Origin of the sequence: Haloterrigena alkaliphila (assembly GCF_017352155.2) — an archaeon.
Lineage (GTDB): Archaea > Halobacteriota > Halobacteria > Halobacteriales > Natrialbaceae > Haloterrigena > Haloterrigena alkaliphila.
This window is the reverse complement of record NZ_CP071462.1, coordinates 2,162,979-2,181,712: the sequence shown is the minus strand read 5'-3', so window position 1 is coordinate 2,181,712 and position 18,734 is coordinate 2,162,979. Positions and strand designations below refer to the sequence as shown.

19 protein-coding genes are annotated in these 18,734 nt (G+C 66.6%); 9 read left to right on the top strand and 10 right to left on the bottom strand.

The genetic code is table 11. The features are described from left to right. Nucleotides 1–27 precede the first annotated feature (27 nt). Nucleotides 28–948, bottom strand: coding sequence for a complex I NDUFA9 subunit family protein (locus tag J0X25_RS29390; RefSeq protein WP_207287470.1), 921 nt, complete (start codon nucleotides 946–948; stop codon nucleotides 28–30). A 95-nt stretch (nucleotides 949–1,043) separates the two neighbouring features. Here J0X25_RS29390 and tmk point away from each other — a divergent pair, with 95 nt between their 5' ends. Further along, nucleotides 1,044–1,655, top strand: a complete 612-nt coding sequence (gene tmk / locus J0X25_RS29385; protein WP_207287469.1) for a dTMP kinase — start codon at nucleotides 1,044–1,046, stop codon at nucleotides 1,653–1,655. Nucleotides 1,656–2,165: 510 nt separating this feature from the next. Beyond that, nucleotides 2,166–2,822 (top strand): trimeric intracellular cation channel family protein, encoded by a 657-nt coding sequence (locus J0X25_RS29380; protein WP_207287468.1) that lies wholly within the window; start codon nucleotides 2,166–2,168, stop codon nucleotides 2,820–2,822. A gap of 186 nt (nucleotides 2,823–3,008) precedes the next feature. Here J0X25_RS29380 and J0X25_RS29370 read toward each other — a convergent pair whose 3' ends face one another. After that, nucleotides 3,009–4,877: an SLC13 family permease gene (locus J0X25_RS29370; protein WP_207290888.1), complete on the bottom strand. Its 1,869-nt coding sequence runs from the start codon at nucleotides 4,875–4,877 to the stop codon at nucleotides 3,009–3,011. A 177-nt stretch (nucleotides 4,878–5,054) separates the two neighbouring features. Here J0X25_RS29370 and J0X25_RS29365 point away from each other — a divergent pair, with 177 nt between their 5' ends. The 5 genes from J0X25_RS29365 to J0X25_RS29345 all read left to right on the top strand — a co-directional run bounded on the left by J0X25_RS29365 (nucleotide 5,055) and on the right by J0X25_RS29345 (nucleotide 7,792). Beyond that, nucleotides 5,055–5,696, top strand: a complete 642-nt coding sequence (locus J0X25_RS29365) for a hypothetical protein (protein ID WP_207287467.1) — start codon at nucleotides 5,055–5,057, stop codon at nucleotides 5,694–5,696. Further along, nucleotides 5,693–6,319, top strand: coding sequence for a DUF2238 domain-containing protein (locus J0X25_RS29360; RefSeq protein ID WP_207287466.1), 627 nt, complete (start codon nucleotides 5,693–5,695; stop codon nucleotides 6,317–6,319). Before J0X25_RS29365 ends, J0X25_RS29360 begins: the two co-directional genes overlap by 4 nt. 90 nt (nucleotides 6,320–6,409) lie before the next feature. Next, nucleotides 6,410–6,640, top strand: a complete 231-nt coding sequence (locus J0X25_RS29355) for an Lrp/AsnC family transcriptional regulator (RefSeq protein WP_207287465.1) — start codon at nucleotides 6,410–6,412, stop codon at nucleotides 6,638–6,640. Between the two features lie 175 nt (nucleotides 6,641–6,815). Beyond that, nucleotides 6,816–7,562 carry a potassium channel family protein gene (locus tag J0X25_RS29350; RefSeq protein ID WP_207287464.1) on the top strand — a complete coding sequence of 249 codons (747 nt, stop codon included), beginning with the start codon at nucleotides 6,816–6,818 and terminating at the stop codon, nucleotides 7,560–7,562. Continuing rightward, nucleotides 7,562–7,792, top strand: coding sequence for an Lrp/AsnC family transcriptional regulator (locus J0X25_RS29345; protein WP_207287463.1), 231 nt, complete (start codon nucleotides 7,562–7,564; stop codon nucleotides 7,790–7,792). Before J0X25_RS29350 ends, J0X25_RS29345 begins: the two co-directional genes overlap by 1 nt. A gap of 466 nt (nucleotides 7,793–8,258) precedes the next feature. Here J0X25_RS29345 and J0X25_RS29340 read toward each other — a convergent pair whose 3' ends face one another. Next, complete coding sequence (locus J0X25_RS29340) at nucleotides 8,259–8,795, bottom strand: DUF5813 family protein (protein WP_207287462.1); 537 nt, start codon at nucleotides 8,793–8,795, stop codon at nucleotides 8,259–8,261. Between the two features lie 193 nt (nucleotides 8,796–8,988). On the opposite strand from J0X25_RS29340, the gene J0X25_RS29335 reads away from it, so the two are divergent. Beyond that, a complete protein-coding gene (locus tag J0X25_RS29335; RefSeq protein WP_207287461.1) occupies nucleotides 8,989–9,186 on the top strand; it encodes a hypothetical protein in 198 nt (65 codons plus the stop codon). Here J0X25_RS29335 and J0X25_RS29330 read toward each other — a convergent pair. From J0X25_RS29330 to J0X25_RS29310, 5 genes are all read right to left on the bottom strand, one after another. Beyond that, complete coding sequence (locus J0X25_RS29330; RefSeq protein WP_207287460.1) at nucleotides 9,164–9,553, bottom strand: DUF7522 family protein; 390 nt, start codon at nucleotides 9,551–9,553, stop codon at nucleotides 9,164–9,166. The two genes, J0X25_RS29335 and J0X25_RS29330, sit on opposite strands and share 23 nt — an antisense overlap. 118 nt (nucleotides 9,554–9,671) lie before the next feature. Then, on the bottom strand, nucleotides 9,672–10,961 hold the full coding sequence (locus J0X25_RS29325) for an O-acetylhomoserine aminocarboxypropyltransferase/cysteine synthase family protein (protein WP_207287459.1): 1,290 nt from the start codon (nucleotides 10,959–10,961) through the stop codon (nucleotides 9,672–9,674). 84 nt (nucleotides 10,962–11,045) lie between these two features. After that, on the bottom strand, nucleotides 11,046–11,204 hold the full coding sequence (locus J0X25_RS29320) for a hypothetical protein (protein ID WP_207287458.1): 159 nt from the start codon (nucleotides 11,202–11,204) through the stop codon (nucleotides 11,046–11,048). A 33-nt stretch (nucleotides 11,205–11,237) separates the two neighbouring features. After that, nucleotides 11,238–13,868: an alkaline phosphatase PhoX gene (locus tag J0X25_RS29315; RefSeq protein WP_207287457.1), complete on the bottom strand. Its 2,631-nt coding sequence runs from the start codon at nucleotides 13,866–13,868 to the stop codon at nucleotides 11,238–11,240. 332 nt (nucleotides 13,869–14,200) lie between these two features. Beyond that, nucleotides 14,201–14,608, bottom strand: a complete 408-nt coding sequence (locus J0X25_RS29310; protein WP_207287456.1) for a hypothetical protein — start codon at nucleotides 14,606–14,608, stop codon at nucleotides 14,201–14,203. A 258-nt stretch (nucleotides 14,609–14,866) separates the two neighbouring features. On the opposite strand from J0X25_RS29310, the gene J0X25_RS29305 reads away from it, so the two are divergent. Next, nucleotides 14,867–16,390 (top strand): NAD(P)H-dependent oxidoreductase, encoded by a 1,524-nt coding sequence (locus J0X25_RS29305; RefSeq protein ID WP_207287455.1) that lies wholly within the window; start codon nucleotides 14,867–14,869, stop codon nucleotides 16,388–16,390. Between the two features lie 20 nt (nucleotides 16,391–16,410). Here the strand turns inward: J0X25_RS29305 and gpmI are convergent, their stop codons facing one another. Continuing rightward, nucleotides 16,411–17,997 carry a 2,3-bisphosphoglycerate-independent phosphoglycerate mutase gene (gpmI, locus tag J0X25_RS29300; RefSeq protein ID WP_207287454.1) on the bottom strand — a complete coding sequence of 529 codons (1,587 nt, stop codon included), beginning with the start codon at nucleotides 17,995–17,997 and terminating at the stop codon, nucleotides 16,411–16,413. A 387-nt stretch (nucleotides 17,998–18,384) separates the two neighbouring features. Next, the gene (locus J0X25_RS29295; protein WP_207287453.1) at nucleotides 18,385–18,645 is read right to left on the bottom strand and encodes a hypothetical protein; all 261 of its coding nucleotides are present in this window, start codon (nucleotides 18,643–18,645) and stop codon (nucleotides 18,385–18,387) included. Nucleotides 18,646–18,734: the final 89 nt, after the last annotated feature.

The window sequence follows — 18,734 nt, the reverse complement described above, 5'->3', positions numbered from 1 at the left end:
CGACGGCGATCCAGTCTCGGGCGCGGCTCACGCGGACCGCCGCTTGGCCGTCCGACGGTCGGCCGCGTCCACGCCGAGATACGCGCCGAGCGTCGTCAGTTCGTCCTCCGAGACGTCGAACGCGGTCACGTCGTTGGTGACGACGGTGTTGTTCATCTCGAGCGAGCGCGCCTGATCGGCGCCGAACGGAACGAACGGGAGGGGTTCGACCGCCGACAGGCCGAGTTTCGCCAGCGACATGGGGATCGAGAGGATCTTCACCGAGTGCCCGTCGGCCGCGTAGGCCATCTCGGTCGCGTCCGCGAGCGTGACGATCTGCGGACCGGCGATCTCGTAGGTCTCGCCGACGTGGGTGTGATCTTCGAGGGCGTCGGCGAGCATCGGGACCAGGTCGCCGACCCAGACCGGCTGGAACCGCGTCTTGCCGCCGCCCGGCAGCCCCGTCACGTACGGCGTCGTCAGTTGCTTCGTGAACTCGAGGAACTCGGCGCCGTCGCCGAAGACCACGGACGGGCGGACGATCGTCCACGCGAGGTGCGAGTCGGTGACGATGGCTTCGGCCGCGCCCTTGGTGCGGAGGAACTCGGTGTCGGCGTCCGGATCGGCGCCGAGCGCGCTCATCTGGACGAACCGATCGGCGTCGCCGTCTTCGGCGGCCCGAACGAGGTTCTCGGTGCCGCCGAGGTGGACCGTCTCGTGGGCGCCCTCGTCGCGGGGCTGGTACAGCGGCGAGAGCGAGACGAGGTTGACGACGGCGTCGTGGCCCGCGACGGTGTCGGCGATCGAGTCGTAACTGCTGACGTCCCCTGCCGCTCGCTCGACGCCCTCGGGGAGGGCAGCGCCGCTTGGATCGCGGGCCAGCGCCGTGACGTCGTGGCCGCGTTCGTGGAGTTCCGTGCAGAGATTCGTGCCGATAAAGCCGGTACCGCCGGCGACGAGGACGTTCATAGCGGAAACGTGCATTCGGAACGATAAATAGCTGGAGGTGCCGATGTGCGGCCGATTGACCTACACCTAAGTACTCCACCCCACGACGTGGGAGTATGCTGGTCACGCTCGAGGGGCTGGACGGCAGCGGCAAGACGACGGTCTGGGAGGCGCTGTACGACGCGTATCCCGACGCCGTATTCACCCGCGAACCGACGAACGACTCCTGGTACGGCGAGGCCGTCTATCGCTCGATCGAGGACGACGACGCCGACCCGCTGGCGGAACTGTTCCTCTACACCGCCGACCACGCCGCGCACCTCTCGCGCGTGGTCGAGCCCGCGCTCGAGCGCGGCGACCTCGTGATCTCCGATCGCTACTCCGACTCCCGCTTTGCCTATCAGGGCGCAACCCTCGAGCGATCCGATCGAGTCGACCTCGAGGACCCCCTCGAGTACGTCGTCGACATCCACGACTCCTTCACGATCCCGCCGGACCTGACGGTCTACCTCGATCTCGACCCCGAGACGGCCGCCGAGCGCGCGGGCACGACTAACAAGTTCGAGCGGGCGGAGTACCTCGAGACGGTCCGGGACAACTACGAACGCCTCCTCGAGTGCGACCCCGACCGGTTCGTCCGCGTCGACGCGACGCAGGAACCCGAGACGGTGCTCGAGGAGGTGTCGGGAGTTCTCGAGTCGGTGCTGGAGGGATCCGGCCTCGAATGAGTGTGAGCCGGCCGAACCTCCAGGTAGAGAGTTGCACGGTTTGGCTCTATTGAAACCCGATTCTTCAGATGCATTGTAGCGTGAAACGCAAGCACACTACACGTGTGAATAGAACGGCGCTTCGATTGACGAACTGGATAAAGCGAAGTGTCCTGCTATCGCGGCAACAGTGATTCGCCACGCCCTCCCCAGCCGATTCGCTCGCTCCGCTCGCTCATCCCTCGCGTGAGTTCGTGCCGCGGTTCGCTTTACGCTCACCCCGGCACAGCACGCGCCACCGCATGCCGGCTGACCGGCCGAGAAGTATGTAGATCGCCTGTTCTTACCGATTCCCCATCAGAATTCGTTAGCCGCTGAGGATTTTAACAGCGTATCCGATTTCGTTATCGAACCAGCTGTGAAACTCGCGGGAAGTACAGATCACCCTGTTAGCGCACGTGAGGGGCCGCGGATCGAGACGGAACCGGCGTCTCGGAGGACTCAAGGGATCTGTTCCCGTAGGAGCGAACAATGGGGCAGGACCTCCTCGGGGTATTGTTCGGCGATCCGTTCGCGGTGATGAACACGATCGGCTTACTCGCGTTCGCTCTCGTCGGCTCGTCGAAGGCGATCCGCGAGGAGTTCGACCTGCTCGGAATTACTGTCGTCGGGCTGGCGATGGCGTTCGCTGGCGGAGCGACGCGCGACCTCCTCGTGACGCGGGTTCCGTTAGCGCTTCAGTCCCCGATCGAAATCGCGCTGGGACTGCTCGGAGTCGGCCTGGCGATCGCACTGAGCGTCGTCCTCACGGCTCCGGATACGCACCCGATCACGCTCGTCGCGGACGCGATCGGGCTCGCCGCGTTCACGACGACCGGTGCCATCGTCGCCACCGACGCGGGCGTTTCGGCGTTCGGCGTCGTCGCTATCGCGACGATCAACGCCGTCGGTGGCGGCGCGTTCGCCGATATCCTTCTGGATCGATCCCCGTTCATCCTCTTCGACGATTTCTACGCGAGTTGCGCAGTGCTGGGCGGAAGTACGTACTTTCTCGCGGGGGTCGTCGGCGTCACCGGAAGCACCGCCGCCGGACTATGCGCGGCCGTTACCGTGCTAACGCGGTTAGCTGCGGTCACTCGTGACTGGAACCTGCCGACGGTACAGGGATTAGGACTCGTCGAGCAGTGAATCGGCATCTGATGTAGACGCACTCATCGCAACGACGCCCGCAAGCGTAGCGACCTCGTCCGCTCCGATCGGTACTCCGACATCAAGTTCGCCGCTCAGGGCGCGACCCTCGAGTTGTCCGACCACCTCGCCGTCGACGACCGCCTCGAGTACGTCGTCGGTCCCCTCGGCAAGCCGCCGGCCGCGTCAGAGTCCCCAGAAGAACGCGATTCCCAGCACCGTCACCACGGAGAGCAGCAACTGCAGCGGCGCGCCGACGCGGACGAAGTCCGTGAACTTGTAGCCGCCGGGGCCGTAGACGAAGAGATTCGTCTGGTAGCCGACGGGCGTGAGGAACGCCGTCGAGGCCGCGAAGGTCACCGCCAGCACGAACGCGAACGGGTTCGCGCCGATCTGGGTGGCGGTCTCGACGGCCACCGGGAGCATCAACACGACGCTGGCGTTGTTCGAGATGACGCCCGTGATGAGCCCGGTCGCGAGGTAGAACACCCAGAGGACCCCGAGCATGGGGAGGTAGGCGCCGGTCGCGGCGACGAGACTACCCAGCAGGTCCGCGCCGCCGGTCTGCTCGAGGGCCATCCCGAGGGGGATGATGCCGGCCAGCAGGAAGATCACGTCCCACTCGACGGCGTCGTAGATCTCGGTCGGCCTGAGCACGCCCGCCGCGACCATCGCGACGACGCCCGCGAGCGCCGTGACGAGGATCGGCAGGGAGAGTGCCGACATCGCCTCGAACGCCGCGATGCCGGTCGCGCCGGCCAGCGCGGCCCCGAGCCCCGCCCACGGCACGGCGACGAAGCCGACGACGCCCGCCATGATCGCTACCGCGTGTGGGATCTTCTCGGTCCGGTAATCGGGTCGCTCGGGCTCGTGGGCGACGATGAAGTCGTCGTTCTGCGAAAGGCGGTCGATGCTGTCCGGAGCCGCCTGCACCAGCAGCGTGTCGCCGACGCGAATTCGGCGCTCGTCCATGTCCTCGCGGACCGTCTCGCCCCGGCTGCGGAAGGCCAGCACCGTCGCGTCGTAGCGCTGGCGAAACGTCGAGCTCTCGAGGGACTCGCCGACGAGGAACGACCCGCGCGGGACCACGATCTCGACGAGGGTCCGGTCGGGGGCCGCCTCGGGCTCGAGGTCCGCGACGGTCTCCGGGCTCCCCGCGAGCCTCAGCGTCTCCCGATCGACGAGTTGCTGGACCGTCTCGCGGTCGGCGCGCAGTCGCAGCAGGTCGCCGTCCCGGAGCGTCTTCTGCCCGATCGGTTCGATGAACTCCTCGTCGTCGCGGACGACCTGGAGGATGTCGGCGTCGAACTCCACGTGGTCGATGGCGTCCGCGACGGTCGTTCCGATCAGCGGCGAGTCGTCGTCGACGACGACTTCGGTCAGGTACTCCTCGATCTTGTACTCCTGCACGTAGTCCTCCTCGACGGGGACGCGTTCGGGCAGCAGTCGGTGCCCGATCGTGAGGAGGTAGGCGCTTCCGACGAGCAGGACGATGATCCCGAGTTTGGTGAACTCGAACATCGAGAACGGGTGGTCGAGCAGGCGCGCGGAGACGTCGCTCGCGAGGATGTTCGTCGAGGTGCCGATGAGCGTGAGCATCCCGCCGAACATCGACGCGTAGGAGAGCGGAATCAGGAGCTTCGAGGGCGACGTCTTCCCCTTGTGGGCGATGTCCGAGACGACGGGAACGAGGATGGCGACGACCGGCGTGTTGTTGATGAATCCGGAGATGGGACCGCTGACGCCGATCGTCGCGAGCAGTTGCCGGTCGAGGCTCTCGCCCGCGAACGCGGACATCTTGCGGCCGACGATCTGGACGACGCCGGTCTGGCTGATTCCCGAACTGAGGATCAGCATCGCCAGCACGGTGATCGTCGCCGAGCTCGAGAAGCCCGACGTCCCCTCCGCCGTCGAGATCTCGGTAAAGTTCACCACGCCGTCGGTGCCGAGCACCATCAACAACACCATGACGAGGATGGCGGTCACGTCGATCGGCAGCCACTCGGTCACGAACAGGACGAGCGCGAGGAGAATGATCCCGAACACGACCACCATCTCGGGCGTCAGTTCGAACCCACCGGCCTGTGCGGGTAGTCGAGCGACGCCGTCCTCGAGGAGAAAACGACCGAACACGGTTGACGTACCGGGGTCTCGACTGGCACCGCTTGAAGTTCACGGTTCCGAGGCGGATTGCCAGTGGGTTTATGCGGCCTTGGTCGCTGGAACCGAGATATGAGCGATAGTCGGGACGGAACGGGCGTCGAGGTGGGGCCGATCGAACTCGAGGACGTCTTCGCGAACCTCTTCCGGGACGGACGCACGAACGCCGTCCTCTCGTGGGCGCTGGTCGCCGTCCTCGTCGTGGTGTTCGTCGAGAGCGTGCTCGACGCCGACCGGCAGTGGATGGTCTTCGTCGCAGCCGTCGGCGCGATCGTCCTCGTCCCGCCGGTCTCCGCCTGGGAGTGGCGGATGATGCTCCCGTGGGAACTGCTCGTGCTCGCGTTGTTGCCGATCCTGACCCGAGGACTCCTCGGCGGGACCGTCGGGACGTTCGCCACCTACCTCTCGATCGCGGCGATCGCGCTGATCGTCACCGTCGAACTCCACATGTTCACGTGGATGCGCGTCACCCACTGGTTCGCCATCGCGCTGGTCGTCATGCTGACGCTGGCGTCGGTCGCCGTCTGGACGATCGTCCGCTGGACGTTCGATCGCTCGCTCGGGACGTCGTACCTCTCGACGAACGAGGTGCTGATGGTGGAGTTCCTCTGGGTGACGGCGGCGGGCGTCGCCGCCGGCGTCCTCTTCGACGTCTACTTCAGACGCCGCGATCGGCAACTCCGGCGCGCGATCGGACGGGTGGGCCGCCGATGACGCTGCTCCCGCGGCCGTCCGTACGGATCCAGCGGCTCCTGACGCGGGGCATGCAGTTTCTATTGCTCGGGATCGTCGGCTACGGACTCCTCGCCGGGCAGACGAAGGCGATCGTCAACGGTACCGCCAGTCTCCTGATCACGTTCCTCCCGGCCCTGCTCAAGCGCAACTACGAACTGCCGCTGGATCCGTGGCTCGCCCTCTGGATCACGTCGTCGGTCTTCCTCCACACGCTCGGCTCGGCCGGGCTGTACGGCCAGATCTGGTGGTGGGACCACCTCACGCACGCGCTGTCGGCCTCGCTGGTCGCCGGTGCCGGCTACACCGCCGCTCGAGCGATCGATCTCTACAGCGACGAGATCCACATTCCCCGGCGCATCGCCTTCGTCTACATCTTCGTCGTCGTCCTCGCCTTCGCCGTCGTCTGGGAACTGTTCGAGTTCGCCCTCGACATCGCGGCCGACGCGACGGGGATCACGATGCCGCTGGCCCAGATCGACCTCGACGACACCGTCAAGGACCTCCTGTACAACTCGCTTGGTGCGCTCTTGGTTGCGGTGTTCGGACAGGCCCACCTCGCCGGCGTCGCGGATACCGTCCGGGACCGATTCGTCTCGACGTAGCGACCGGTCGCTCCAGCGGGTACAGCGAGAACTCCCGGCGCCCGACGCTGGGCAAAGGCTTTAGTCGTGCCATAGAGTACCACACTACCGATGGTCCACGCGTTCATCATGGTGAAGACGGCCGCCGGAAAGTCCGAAGGGCTCCTCGCGGAGATCAGGGGCCTCGAGTCGGTGGCGGACGCCCACATCGTCGCCGGCAACTACGACATCATCGCGGAGATCGACGGCCCGGAGGTCTACGACGTCCTCGAGACCGTCTCCTCGAGCGTCCAGGGCCTCGGCGGCGTCAGCGACACGAAGACCTACATCGCGATGGGTTGAGCGTCGGTCACCCCGGAAATCGGCGGAATCGAACGGCGAACACACGGCGGCCCTGAATCTCCTCCGGATCGTCCGATTCGCCTCGAGTCGGCCCGCGCGATACGTTCTCGATTTCGAACCGGTACCATGGTACACCGGCGCAACCTTATTCACTGGGGCCGGCGTACCCCTGTCCATGCGGTTCGTCATTATCGGGGCTGGACGGGTCGGCCTGCGCACGGCGCGCGTCCTGCGCGACGAGGGCCACGAGGTAACGGTGATCGAGCGCGATGAGGCGAAGATTCGCCGCGCCCGCGATCAGGAGTTTACCGTCGTCGAGGGCGACGGCTCCCGCGAGGAGATCCTCGAGGAGGCCGGCATCCGCGACGCCGACGCGCTGAGCGCGCTGACCGGCGATCTGAACGTCAACTTCACCGCCTGCATGATCGGCAACCACTACGGCTGTCGGACGGTCATGCGCATCGACGAGGCCTACCGCGAGGGGATCTACCGCAAGTACGCCGACGAGGTCGACGAGGTGATCTACCCCGAACGCCTCGGCGCCATCGGCGCGAAGAACGCCCTGCTGGGCGGGACCATCCGCGCCATCGCGGACATCGCGCCCCACCTGCAGGTCGTCGAACTCACGATCACCGCCGACGCACCCGTCAACGGCTACACGATCAGCGAACTGCAACTGCCCGCCGACGCGACCGTCCTCGCCTTCGGCAAGCGCGACCAGGACCTGCGAATCCCGAACGAGGACCTCTCGCTCGAGGACGGCGACCGACTCGTCGTCCTCGCGGACTTCGACGTACTGAGCGAGGTCCGACAACTCCTGGTCGGCGAGACGCCGACTCGAGCCGCCGCGAACGCCGGCTCGGGCTCGAGTTCGGCGACGACGGACCTGTCGTCGGAGTCGGACACCGGAGGTGTCAACTGATGGTTACCGCATTCATCATGATCAAGGCGAACACGGGTGAGGCGGATCGACTCAGAGACAGCATCGAGACGATCGAGGGCGTCCAGTCGGCCCACATCGTCGCCGGCGACGTCGACATCATCGCGAAAGCGCAGGTCGAGACGCCCGCCCAGGTCAAGGAGATCGCCGCCACCCAGATTCAGGGCATCAACGGCGTCGAAAACACGCAGACGTACATCGCGATGGACTAAGGACCCAACTTTTGCGCTGCGGGCCAGCAAAGCTGGCCCTCGGCAAAACTTGGATGAAAAGCACTCCTCCTTCCCCTTCGGGTCAGTCGTCGGCCCGCTCGCTCACTCCGTTCGCTCGCGGTTAGTAAGGGGTGACGGCCTGCCCTTCCCCGGGTCGCGCGACTCTCGCGTCTGCTCGAGTCGCTCTCCCGGCCATTCCGCAGTTTCGAACCTTCGTTCGAGTAGGCAATCTGATGCCGCATATCATTCCACCAATGCAGCGTCGGCGAGCGAGCGGTTCGGAGAACCCGAGCGGCGCCGTTCACCGAGCGTTACGCGCTCGGGCCGACGAGCGACCGGAGCGCGGCGCGAAGCGCCGCGGAATGGCGAGCGGCGACGCCGCGAGCCGAGGGAGCGAGGAGTGCTTTTCATCGAAGTTTTGCCGAGTGCGGTCGCGAAGCGACGGCACGCAGAGCAAAAGTTCGGTCTACATCGGCATTCCGCCGCTGTTCCCATCGTCCTCTGCAGCCTGCTGGCCGCGGCCCTGCGCGTTCTCGAGCAGCGTCGCCGCCGCGCCGCGGTACTCGTAGCCGGGGATGATCCCCTGGGCGAAGGTCCCTTCGACGTACTCGACGAGCGCTTTCGAGTCCGCGACGCCCTCGGCGGCGTCCCAGGCGACGTACTCGAGCGAGACGGTGACCGTCTCGGCCCCGCGGTCGACGGTGGGGTCCTCGTGCGTGCTCGTGTGGGCGACGGTGAACGCGTCCTCGAGGCGCCGCTCGAGGGTCTCGAACCAGCCGTCCTCGACGACGGGAGCGACGGTCTCGCCGGCGACGGCGGCGTCCAGCGTGGGGAGCGTGACTGTGACGCGGAACTCGCCGTCCCGTTTTCCCTCGGCGTCGTCGGCCGTGACGGTCGTCTCGAAGCCGGTCGTAGTCAGGTCGTAGCCGGCGTCGTCCTCGCGGGGCGCGAACGCGTCGTGGGACTCGAGTGCGCGTGCGACGGGGGGCGGAAGGTCGGTCATTACGACAGTGAACGGGGGTGGGCGAAAAGGGTGTTACGCTGTCGACGAATCCCTCACGATAGTTCCCAGAGAACGGAACTGTTACAGGGTCGAAACCGCCAGCAAGCGCCGGAATCGTTTCACGAGCGTAGTCGGTCGTTTCCCCAGCAAATGGCGTGCATTACTACGTCGGATATTGCCGTCTTTCGTCGACATGAGCATGGACAGACACGCCGCCGAACGTCGCCGGTTCGCCCGCCTCCTCGGAATGGACGGTGAACTCGGGAGTGGCCTGCCGATCGGCACCCGCTCGAGCCCGACTGCCGAGGAGGAGACCGACCGCGACCAACAGGAGGACGCGACCGACCGATCGACCGGTCAGCAGTCGACTACTCGATCTCGCGACCGCTGAGGAACGTATTGATCGCCGTCGCGACTTCTTCGAAGTCCTTGACCGTGAGCCCGTCCGTCGTCACGAAGATCCCCTCGCTGTCGCTGGTGACGCGGATCAGGAACCCGTTGTCGAAGACCCGAATCGTGTAGTTGTAGTCGCCGAGTTCCGACTTCTCGTAGGCGGTCTGGGCGGTCTTGAAGCCGCGCCACTCGTGCCCGATGAACGTCGAGAGATCGGCGTCGCGCTCGAGGTCCTCGCGGAGGTACACCTGTTCGAAATCGTCGCGCGTGAAGTAGGTGACCGAGCGGAGGCTGTCGCCGATGGCGGTCCGGCAGGTGGTGACGATCTGTTCGGCCGCCTTATCGGTGAGTATCCCAGTGGGCATACCGAACGAATCGAACGCCGAGCCCTTAACGACGGGGGCTGGATCCCCTCGCTGAGAACCGTCGATCCGTGACAGTCAGGTCTCAGCGCCCGTGACGCGATGGCCGATCGATCGCACTCTACTGGGCCGCGTCGATGGCCCGGTCCAGATCGGCGATCACGTCGTCGACGTCCTCGATGCCGACCGAGAGGCGCACCATGTCGTCGGTCGTGCCGCTCGCCAGTTTCTCCTCCTCGGTGAGCTGCTGGTGGGTCGTGCTCGCGGGGTGGATGATCAGCGTCTTCGCGTCGCCGACGTTGGCCAGCAGGCTCGCGAGGTCGACCTCGTTACAGACCGTTTCGGCGGCGTCGTAGCCGCCCTCGAGCCCGAAGGTGATCATGCCGCCGTAGCCGCCCTCGAGGTACTCCGTGGCGTTCTCGTGCGTTTCGTGGCTCTCGAGGCCGGGGTAGTTGACCCACGAGACCTTCTCGTGGTCCTCGAGGTACTCCGCGACGGCCATCGCGTTCTCGCAGTGTTTCTCCATCCGCAGCGGGAGGGACTCGAGTTTCTGCAGCGTGACCCACGCGTCGAAGGGGGCCTGCTGGTTGCCCAGATCGCGCAGCCCGCGGGTGCGGGCGACGACCGAGAAGGCGGCTTCGCCGAAGGTCTCGTAGAAGTTCACGCCGTGGTAGGCGGGGTTCGGTTCCGTGATTTCGGGGTAGTCGCCCTCCGGCCACGGGAAGGAGCCGCCGTCGACGAGGATGCCGCCGATGGTCGACCCGGCGCCGTGGATCCACTTCGTCGTCGAGTTCCAGACGAGGTCCGCGCCGTGCTCGAGCGGCCGGCAGAGGTAGGGGGTCGCGAAGGTGTTGTCGACGAACAGCGGCACGTCGTGGTCGTGGGCGATGTCGGCGATCCGCTCGATATCGGGCGTGACGAGCGCGGGGTTGCCGATCGTCTCGAGGTGGACGAACGCGGTGTCGTCGTCGATCGCTTCTTCGTAGGCTTCGTAGTCGAGCGTGTCGACGAACTTCGTCTCGATACCGCGCTTCTCGACGGTGTGGGTGAGGTAGGTGTAGGTGCCGCCGTACAGCGACGACGCGCTCACGATGTTGTCGCCCACGTCGGCGAGGATGAACGTCGCGAGGTCGAAGGCGGCCATCCCCGACGACGTCGCGAGCGCGGCCGCACCGCCCTCGAGGGTCGCGATGCGCTCCTCTAACATCGCGTTCGTCGGGTTCATGATCCGCGAGTAGATGTTCCCGGTCTCCTCGAGGCCGAACAGGGCGGCCGCGTGGTCGGTGTCCTCGAACTCGTAGGACGTCGTCTGGTACAGCGGCGGCGCGCGGGCCCCCGTGGTCGGGTCCGGTTCCTGACCGGCGTGGACGCTGTCCGTGGCGAACTGTCGATCGTCGGAATCCTCGCTCATACGACCGTCACAAGACAGTAGAGTGCCAAAAGTGTTGACGACGATTGCCACGGGCTGGCGACTGTCGGACGAAAAAATGGCGAGTCAGCGGAGTCGGACGAGGACGGCGGCCACGAGCACGGCGAGGCCCGGTTCGGTTCCGCTCGAGGCGGTGCCGAGCAGCTGAACGTCGGCCGGCAACGTGGGGGCCGGCCGCGGCGAGTGCGGGCTGGCCGCGGCGGGTGCGGTGCCGTCGGCGGTCAACGGGGACTCGTCGGCGTCGTGACGACGTATCGGTTACAGTTCGTCGTAGAGGGAGACGACGTCGTCGTAGTCGATGCGCCCGTTCTCGTTGAAGTCGAAGGCGTCCTCGTTGAGCCGGACGGAATCCGACTCGAGGGTGTCGAACAGCAGGGTGACGTCGTCGTCGTCGAGTCGGCCGTTACCGTTGATGTCCTCGAAGCGACCGTCGCCGTCAGGGTCGGTGGGGGCACGGCCCGGTCCCGAGCCCTCGCCAACGGGCTGCGGGCCGACGACGACGACGCCCGGACGGGACTGGGTCTCGATCGCCGTCCCGTCGTCGTCGTCGAGCGCGTGGACGTCGATCGTGACGTCCGTCGTGCCCGTGCCGACGGCCTCGAGTTCGAGCGTCGCCAGCGTGACGTCCTCGAGCGTGGCGCCGATTTCGTCCTCGTGGTCGGCGAACCGGAACTCGACGCTCGAGCCGTCGCCGCTGATCGACGGCCCCGCGGTGAGCTCCAGCGCGTCGTGGTAGCTGGCGCCGGTGAGTTCGGCGACGTCGGCGTGCTCGACGGAGACGGTGATGCGACCGCCCGCGAGCCCGTCCGGGATCGACGAGAGCGTGAGGTCGACCGCGCCCGTCGCGCCGTGGCTGATCGCCACCGAGTCGGTCTCGAGGACCGCCGGCGGCTCGTAGACCCACAGGGCGTCGTTGGGGTAGGAGCGGCCGAAGCTGCCCTTGTCCTCACAGAGGAGCACGCGGCCGTCGTCGAGCACCATCACGTTGTCGACGTTGATCGGCGCGGCGTCGACGATCGATTCGGAATCGGTCGCGTCGGGGCCGACGACCACCGGCTCGAGCGTCGACACGTCGTACTCGGAGTCGAGTTGCGCCCGGTAGACGACGCCGCCGTCGACCCGGTCCATCCGAATCTCGCCCTCGTCGTCGCTCATACCGTCGTTGAGCTCCGAGATACCGATGTAGAGGTAGTCGCCGGGCTCGGCGTCGTCGAGCGAGTCGATCCCCTCGGCCTTGCGGAACTCGATGGTGGCGCCGACTTCCTTGGCCGCGGCGCGGGTCTCGAGGAAGGGGACGCGGCGCAGTTCCTCGTCGACGCCGTCGGGACCGCGCTTCTCGTACTGTTTGGCCCACGCGAGGATCTCCTCGTCGGTGATGTAGTCCCGGTTGCCCTCGATCGCGACCGTCTCGTCCGCCTCCGTGATGGCGGCCTCGAGGTCGTCCTCCCAGTCGGTGTCGGCGTGGGTCTCGAGGTAGTCGACCTGCGAGACGTCGTCGTACTCCGCGATCCAGGACTCGACCTCGGCGTTGCTCGCGGTGCCGAGTTCGACCCACTCGATCTCGAGATCGACCTCGGCCGGCGGGCGGTTCTTCGCGGCTTCCTCGTTGACCACGCGAGCGGCGGACAGCGTCCCGCGGACGTCCGCCCGGTCGTCGTAGCTCGTGATGGGCTCCTCGGCGACGAACTTGTAGAGTCCCTTGCTCGAGCCGTCGGAGGCGAGGTAGACGGTCCGCTCGTCGGGCATGAACTCGGGACACTCGAAGGCAGCCCGACCCATGACGTGGTGTTTGACCGGCGTCGGCTCCTCGGCCGTCGGTTCGGTAACCTCGACGATATAGCCGTACCGGTACCGGTTGGGGTAGCCGTCGCCGATCGGTTCCGTCGTGTTCGTGTCGCCGTCCTGATCGACCGGATCGGCGCCGAGGTAGTAGGCCAGCATCTCGAGCCCCGAAAGCGCCCACGTTCCCTGCGGACTCCAGCCCTCGTCGAACAACTCGTCGAGCGCACCGTCGATCTCGGAGGGGTTCGGACGGTTCCAAAAAGTCGCCGCGCCACGAATACCGACACCACTCCCCGCGTCGACAATCCCTGAGACCGTCGCCGGACCCGAAACGCGCGGGTGGCCGTACTCCTCTTCGGACGACATCGGCGTCCCCCACGGACTCAGGTCGCCGTAACAGTTGATTCGGGTGCCGCCGATGTCGCGGAAGCTCTCGAGGTTCTCGAGTTCCATCGCGTCGTCTGGATCGGCCTCCCAGCCGTCCTCGCCGCGGCTGATCGGCGTCCGGCTGATACAGCCCGGACTCGTCTCGTTGTTCGTGAAGAGGTAGCCCTCGAGGCCGTCCTCGTCGGTCGGCACGAAGAAGTTCATGTCGGGATTGTAGCCCACGTCGCCGTACCGGGTGCCGACGAAATCGGCGATGTCGGTGCCGTCGGGCGTCTGTGGGTGCCCCCACCGCTCGTCGCCGCCGTTGATCGAGTCGCCCTCCTGAACGAGGATGTCGTACTCGCCGCCGGCGACCTGGACCTGTCCCTGCGCCTCGTTCGACCGGGGTGCCTCGAGTTCGTCGAACTCGTCGTTAGTCCCGTTGAACGTGAACTGGTGGCCCGCGAGCACGCCGACCGCCGCCGTGTCGTACGGCGCGGGGTTGTCCCGACTCGGATGCTGGAGGCTGAACAGCACCTCGCCGTTCTCGAACACGAACGGGCCGGTGACCTCGGCGCCGTGGGCCGTCGTCGCGAGTCGCTTGATATCGCCGTTGATCCGCGGAGCCCCGGGCGTGTCCCCGTCTTCATCTTCCTGTCCGCTCACGGAACCGATCGCTCCGACGCCGATGGCGGCTGCCGTCGAGGTCGCCATCAGCCGTCGTCTGGTAAATTCGACCATGCAGGTGGAGCAATCCCCCGTTATACGATCAGGCTTTATAATATTCGTACGAATTGTAAAGATAATCGACGTTGGGCTTTGTATTTCTCTGTAGCTGAAACGAACCACGCGAGAACTATATATCCGAATCGACGGTGGGAACCGAACGGATCGGGCAGCCAAGCGTCGTCGTGATCGGGACAGAAACGCGAGCCAACGGTACCCGACGCGGTGGACGGCAGCGGCTCCGTGGGACGTCGTATCGAGCGATACCGGCGGTACTCGAGGCGACGGTGACTGGTTCCGAAAACGCGTAACCGAACGGTCGGACCGAGGCGATGCCGGCGCGGGGACTACTCGAGGTCGATTGTTGCCGCCTCGGTACGGATTTCCGCCGCGCGGTCGCGGACCCACGAGCAGTAGCGATCGACCTCCTGGGTCGTCATTCCGTAGAACGAGGCGACCCAGTTGACGTCGGCCCACGGCATCGTCACGAGGTAGGCGGCGAGGGTGTCTTTGCCGGCCTGAACGACTTCCGGCGGCACGCCGCGCTCGCCGGTCCCCTCCTCGACGAAGCCGTTGACGTCGAAGTAGACGTCGGCGTACAGGCGGGCGTCCTCGAGGCTCTCGAACGCGATATCGGTGTGTTCGGGGGCCTCGAACCGGTACCCGTCGGTTTCGTCGTCGACGATGCGAACGCCGAAGACGTAGTCCTCGACGACTCGGTCGGCGGTTTCGGGGGCGGGATCTGACGTGGACATGAACGGTCTCCCTGCACCTATCCGGCCCCGGTACGATATTGAACGTTGATATGATGGCTACTGTGGGCTCGTGAGCGGTTCGTACCGGTACCCGGTCTATCGTTGCGCCACCGGTCCCGTCGGTCTCGAGATCGGCGAACGGACGCCGATCAAATCGACGGTCACTCGCCGGTTGGAACCGAACGTTCTGTTCATCTCCGGGTCGTCAAGCCCCGTCTTTTAGGCCACCGTCGTCGTTACGGGCGGGTACGACGTCCCATGAACGTCCTGATCCTCCTCGGACATCCCCGGACCGACAGCCTCTGCGGCGCGCTGGCCGACGCCTACGGCGAGGGAGCCCGCGAGGCCGGCTGCGAGGTCCGGGAACTCGCCGTCGCCGACTGCGAGTTCGATCCGGACGTCCGCGAGGTCTCGCCGACCGAACAGCGACTGGAACCCGACCTGCAGGCGGCGCAGGACTCGATCGAGTGGGCCGACCACCTCGTCTTCGTCTACCCGAACTGGTGGGGGACGATGCCGGCGCGACTCAAGGGCTTCTTCGACCGGGTCTTCACCCCCGGCTTCGCGTTCTTCGAGTACGAGGACGGCGAGGGAGCGGGTCACGAGGGGTTGTTGGACGACAAAACCGCCGAACTGATCGTCACGATGGACATGCCGCCGTGGGTCTACCGCTGGATCTACCGCCAGCCGGGGAACAACGCCGTCAAGCGCGCGACGCTGGGCTACGCGGGGATCCGAACCACGCGGATCACGAACCTCGGTCCCGTCGAGTCGTCGACGCCCGAGAAGCGCGAGCAGTGGCTCGAGCAGGCCGCAGGGCTGGGCAGACGCCTCGCCGACGGGCCCGACGCGCCGTCGACTCGCGTTCGCCGCCGGGCGACGGCGTGGCTGAAGGCGCTGCGACTGCAGTTCTACCCGATGGCGTGGGTGGCCTACACCATCGGCGCGCTGGCGGCGACCGGCTCGAGCGGCGTGCTCTCGTCGCCCGCCTACTGGCTGGGCTTCGCCTTCCTCTTCTTCCTCGAGGCGGCGACGGTGCTCTCCAACGAGTACGTCGACTATCCCACCGACCGCGAGAACGGGTTCGCCGGTCCCTTTACGGGGGGTTCGCAGGTACTCGTCGACGGCGACCTCGAGTTCGACGATCTCAGACGAGGGTTCGGCGTCGCGCTCGCGCTGGCCGTCGCGTCGGCCGCGGGAGCCCTCGCGGTCGCTCCCGGCCCCGCGGTCGCCGCGGCGGCCGTCATGGCCGTGCTGGGGCTGCTGGCGCTGGGGTACACGATCCCGCCGCTCGAGCTCTCGTACCGAACGCTCGGCGAACTCGACGTGGCCGTCACCCACAGCACGGGGGTGTTGCTGGTCGGCTACGTTCTCCTCGGCGGCGCACCGACGGATCCGCTCCCGTGGCTGCTCTCGGTGCCGTTCCTGCTGTCGGTGCTGCCGTCGATCACGCTGGCGGGCGTCCCGGATCGCGCCGCCGACCGAGCCGCCGGCAAGGAGACGATCGCCGTCCGCTTCGGCATCGACGGCGCCGCGACGGTGGCGACGGCGACCGCGGTGCTGGCCTGCGCGACGGCGCTCGTCTGGGTGGCGTTCGACGTCGCCGGCGGAGCCTACGGCTCGCTCGTCGCCCTCAGCGTCCCGCACGCGCTCGGACTGGGCTGGCTCCTCAAGAATCGGCTGTGGGACCGGACGGAACCGGCCCGCATCGACGGGCTAATGGCCGCGTCGCTTTCCTTTCTGGTCTGGTTCGGCGTCGTGCCGCTGCTCAATCTCGCGTGAGATCGAACCGCGGTCCGGGACTACTCGAGCAGCGACTCGCCGGTCATCTCCGGCGGCTGGTCGAGGTCGATCAACTCGAGCATCGTCGGCGCGATGTCGGCGAGGGTACCGCCTTGGCGGACCGTTCGGCCCCCGTCCGTGCCGTCGGCGGCGACGTAGATCAGCGGCACGAGGTTGTAGGTGTGCGCGGTGTGGGGGTCCGCCTCGGTCCCCATGTCGTCGGCGTTGCCGTGGTCGGCGGTGACGAGGACGTGGGAACCCGCGGCCTCGAGCGTCTCCGCGAGCCGTCCGAGTTGCGCGTCGACGGCTTCGACGGCCTCGATGGCGGCCTCGTAGTCGCCGGTGTGGCCGACCATGTCCGGATTGGCGTAGTTGAGCACGAGCACGTCCGGATCGTCGCTTTGCTCGCGGGTCGTTCCTCCCCGCTCGCTTTCTCGAGGCGCTCCCTCCACTCGCGCCTTGCCCTCGATGATATCGACGGCGGTGTCGGTCACCTCGGGCGCGCTCATCTCCGGCTGCAGGTCGTAGGTCGGCACGTCGGGACTTTCGACGATCTCCCGAATTTCGCCGTCGAACTCGACCTCGCGGCCGCCGTTGAGGAAGTAGGTGACGTGGGCGTACTTCTCGGATTCGGCGATCCGCAGCTGCGTCCGGCCGGCGTCGGCCAGCACCTCGCCGAGCACCTGCTCGGGCTGGTTCGGCGGGTAGGCCACGGGCAGGTCGAACGTCCTGTCGTACTGGGTCATCATCACCACCTCCGTCTCGGGCGGGCTGGTCGCAACCTGATCGGCCCAGTCCTCGCTTCGGATGTCCGCCAGCATTCGGGTGAGCTGCCGGGCGCGGTCCGAGCGGAAGTTGAACCAGACGACCGAATCACCGTCCTCGAGCGCGGGTGCCCCCTCGACCACGGTCGGTTCGACGAACTCGTCGGTGACGTCGCGGTCGTAGGACTGTTCGACCGCCTCGACTGCGGAGTCGGCGGTCCACTCGGCCTCGCGGTGGACCATCGCGTCGTAGGCGCGCTTCGTCCGTTCCCAGTTCTGGTCGCGGTCCATCGCGTAGTAGCGGCCCGTGACCGTCGCGACGTGGCCCGTCCCGTGGTCGGCGATCACGTCCTCGAGCGTCGAGAGGTACTCGCGCCCGCCGGTGGGAGAGGTGTCGCGACCGTCCGTGATCGCGTGGGTGACGGCCTCGACGTCGCGGTCGCCCGCGAGTTCGATCAGCGCGTGGAGGTGCTCCTGGTCCGAGTGGACCCCGCCGTCGCTGACGAGGCCGACGAAGTGGACCTGTCCCCCATTTTCGCGGGCGTTGTCGAACGCGGTGTTGATCGCGTCGTTCTCCCGGAAGGAGCCGTCCGCGACCGAGTCGGAGATCCGCGTGTACTCCTGGTAGACCACGCGTCCGGCACCGATGTTGAGGTGGCCCACCTCGCTGTTGCCCATCTGGCCGTCGGGGAGGCCCACGCGCCGGCCCGCGACCTCGAGCGTACCGTACGCGCCCGCGTCGGCGAGCCGATCGAAATTCGGCGTGTCGGCCGCCTCGACGGCGTCCCTGCTCGTTCCGTCGCCGAGTCCCCACCCGTCGAGGATTATCAGCGCAGCGTCCATGTGCGACGGGTCTGCAGCCGCTCGTAACTAGCTATCGTTGTCGGATCGCTTCGGACGAATCGGGGTCCAGTTTGTACGGACTGAGGGCATCGTTCCCGACCTCGAAACCGGCGTGCGGTGGCGCGCGCTGTCGGGCGACTGAGCGAAAGCGAAGTCGGGCGACGATATTGCGCGAGGGATGAGCGAACGAGGGTAGCGAGTGAGTGAATCGGTTGGGGAGGGCGTGGCGATTCCCTGTTGCCACGATAGCAGGATACGTCTCTTACCCTTCGACCCGAGCGAAGCGCCGTTCCTCACTGTACAGAGCGAAGAGAAAGACCTCTCCGTCGACGGAAAGCCGCCCTTCAAAACCGCAAACAGCACAAAACCGCAAATGACGATCTCGAGTCAGTCGTGCCGGTGCTCGAAGGTCGCGCCGCAGTCGCCACAGACGGTGCTCGCGCCGGGCGTCGTCCGCTGGGCGAAGACGGCACCGCAGTCGTCGCAGATCATGTAGAGTCGGTGTTCCGGCGGGACGCCGGCCTCGAAGGTCATGCGGACCCAGGCGTCGGGATTCGTCTCGTCGTAGAGCGTGACGTCGCTGCCGCGCTGGCGCCAGTTGATCGGTTCGGCGTCGGTTTCGACCGCCTCCGTAGCTCGCCTGGACATCGGGACGTGAGCAAAGGACCCGCCACCACATATAATTTTTATGATAATAATTTACACGGCCTCGAGTTAATGCGGGACTACGGACGGGT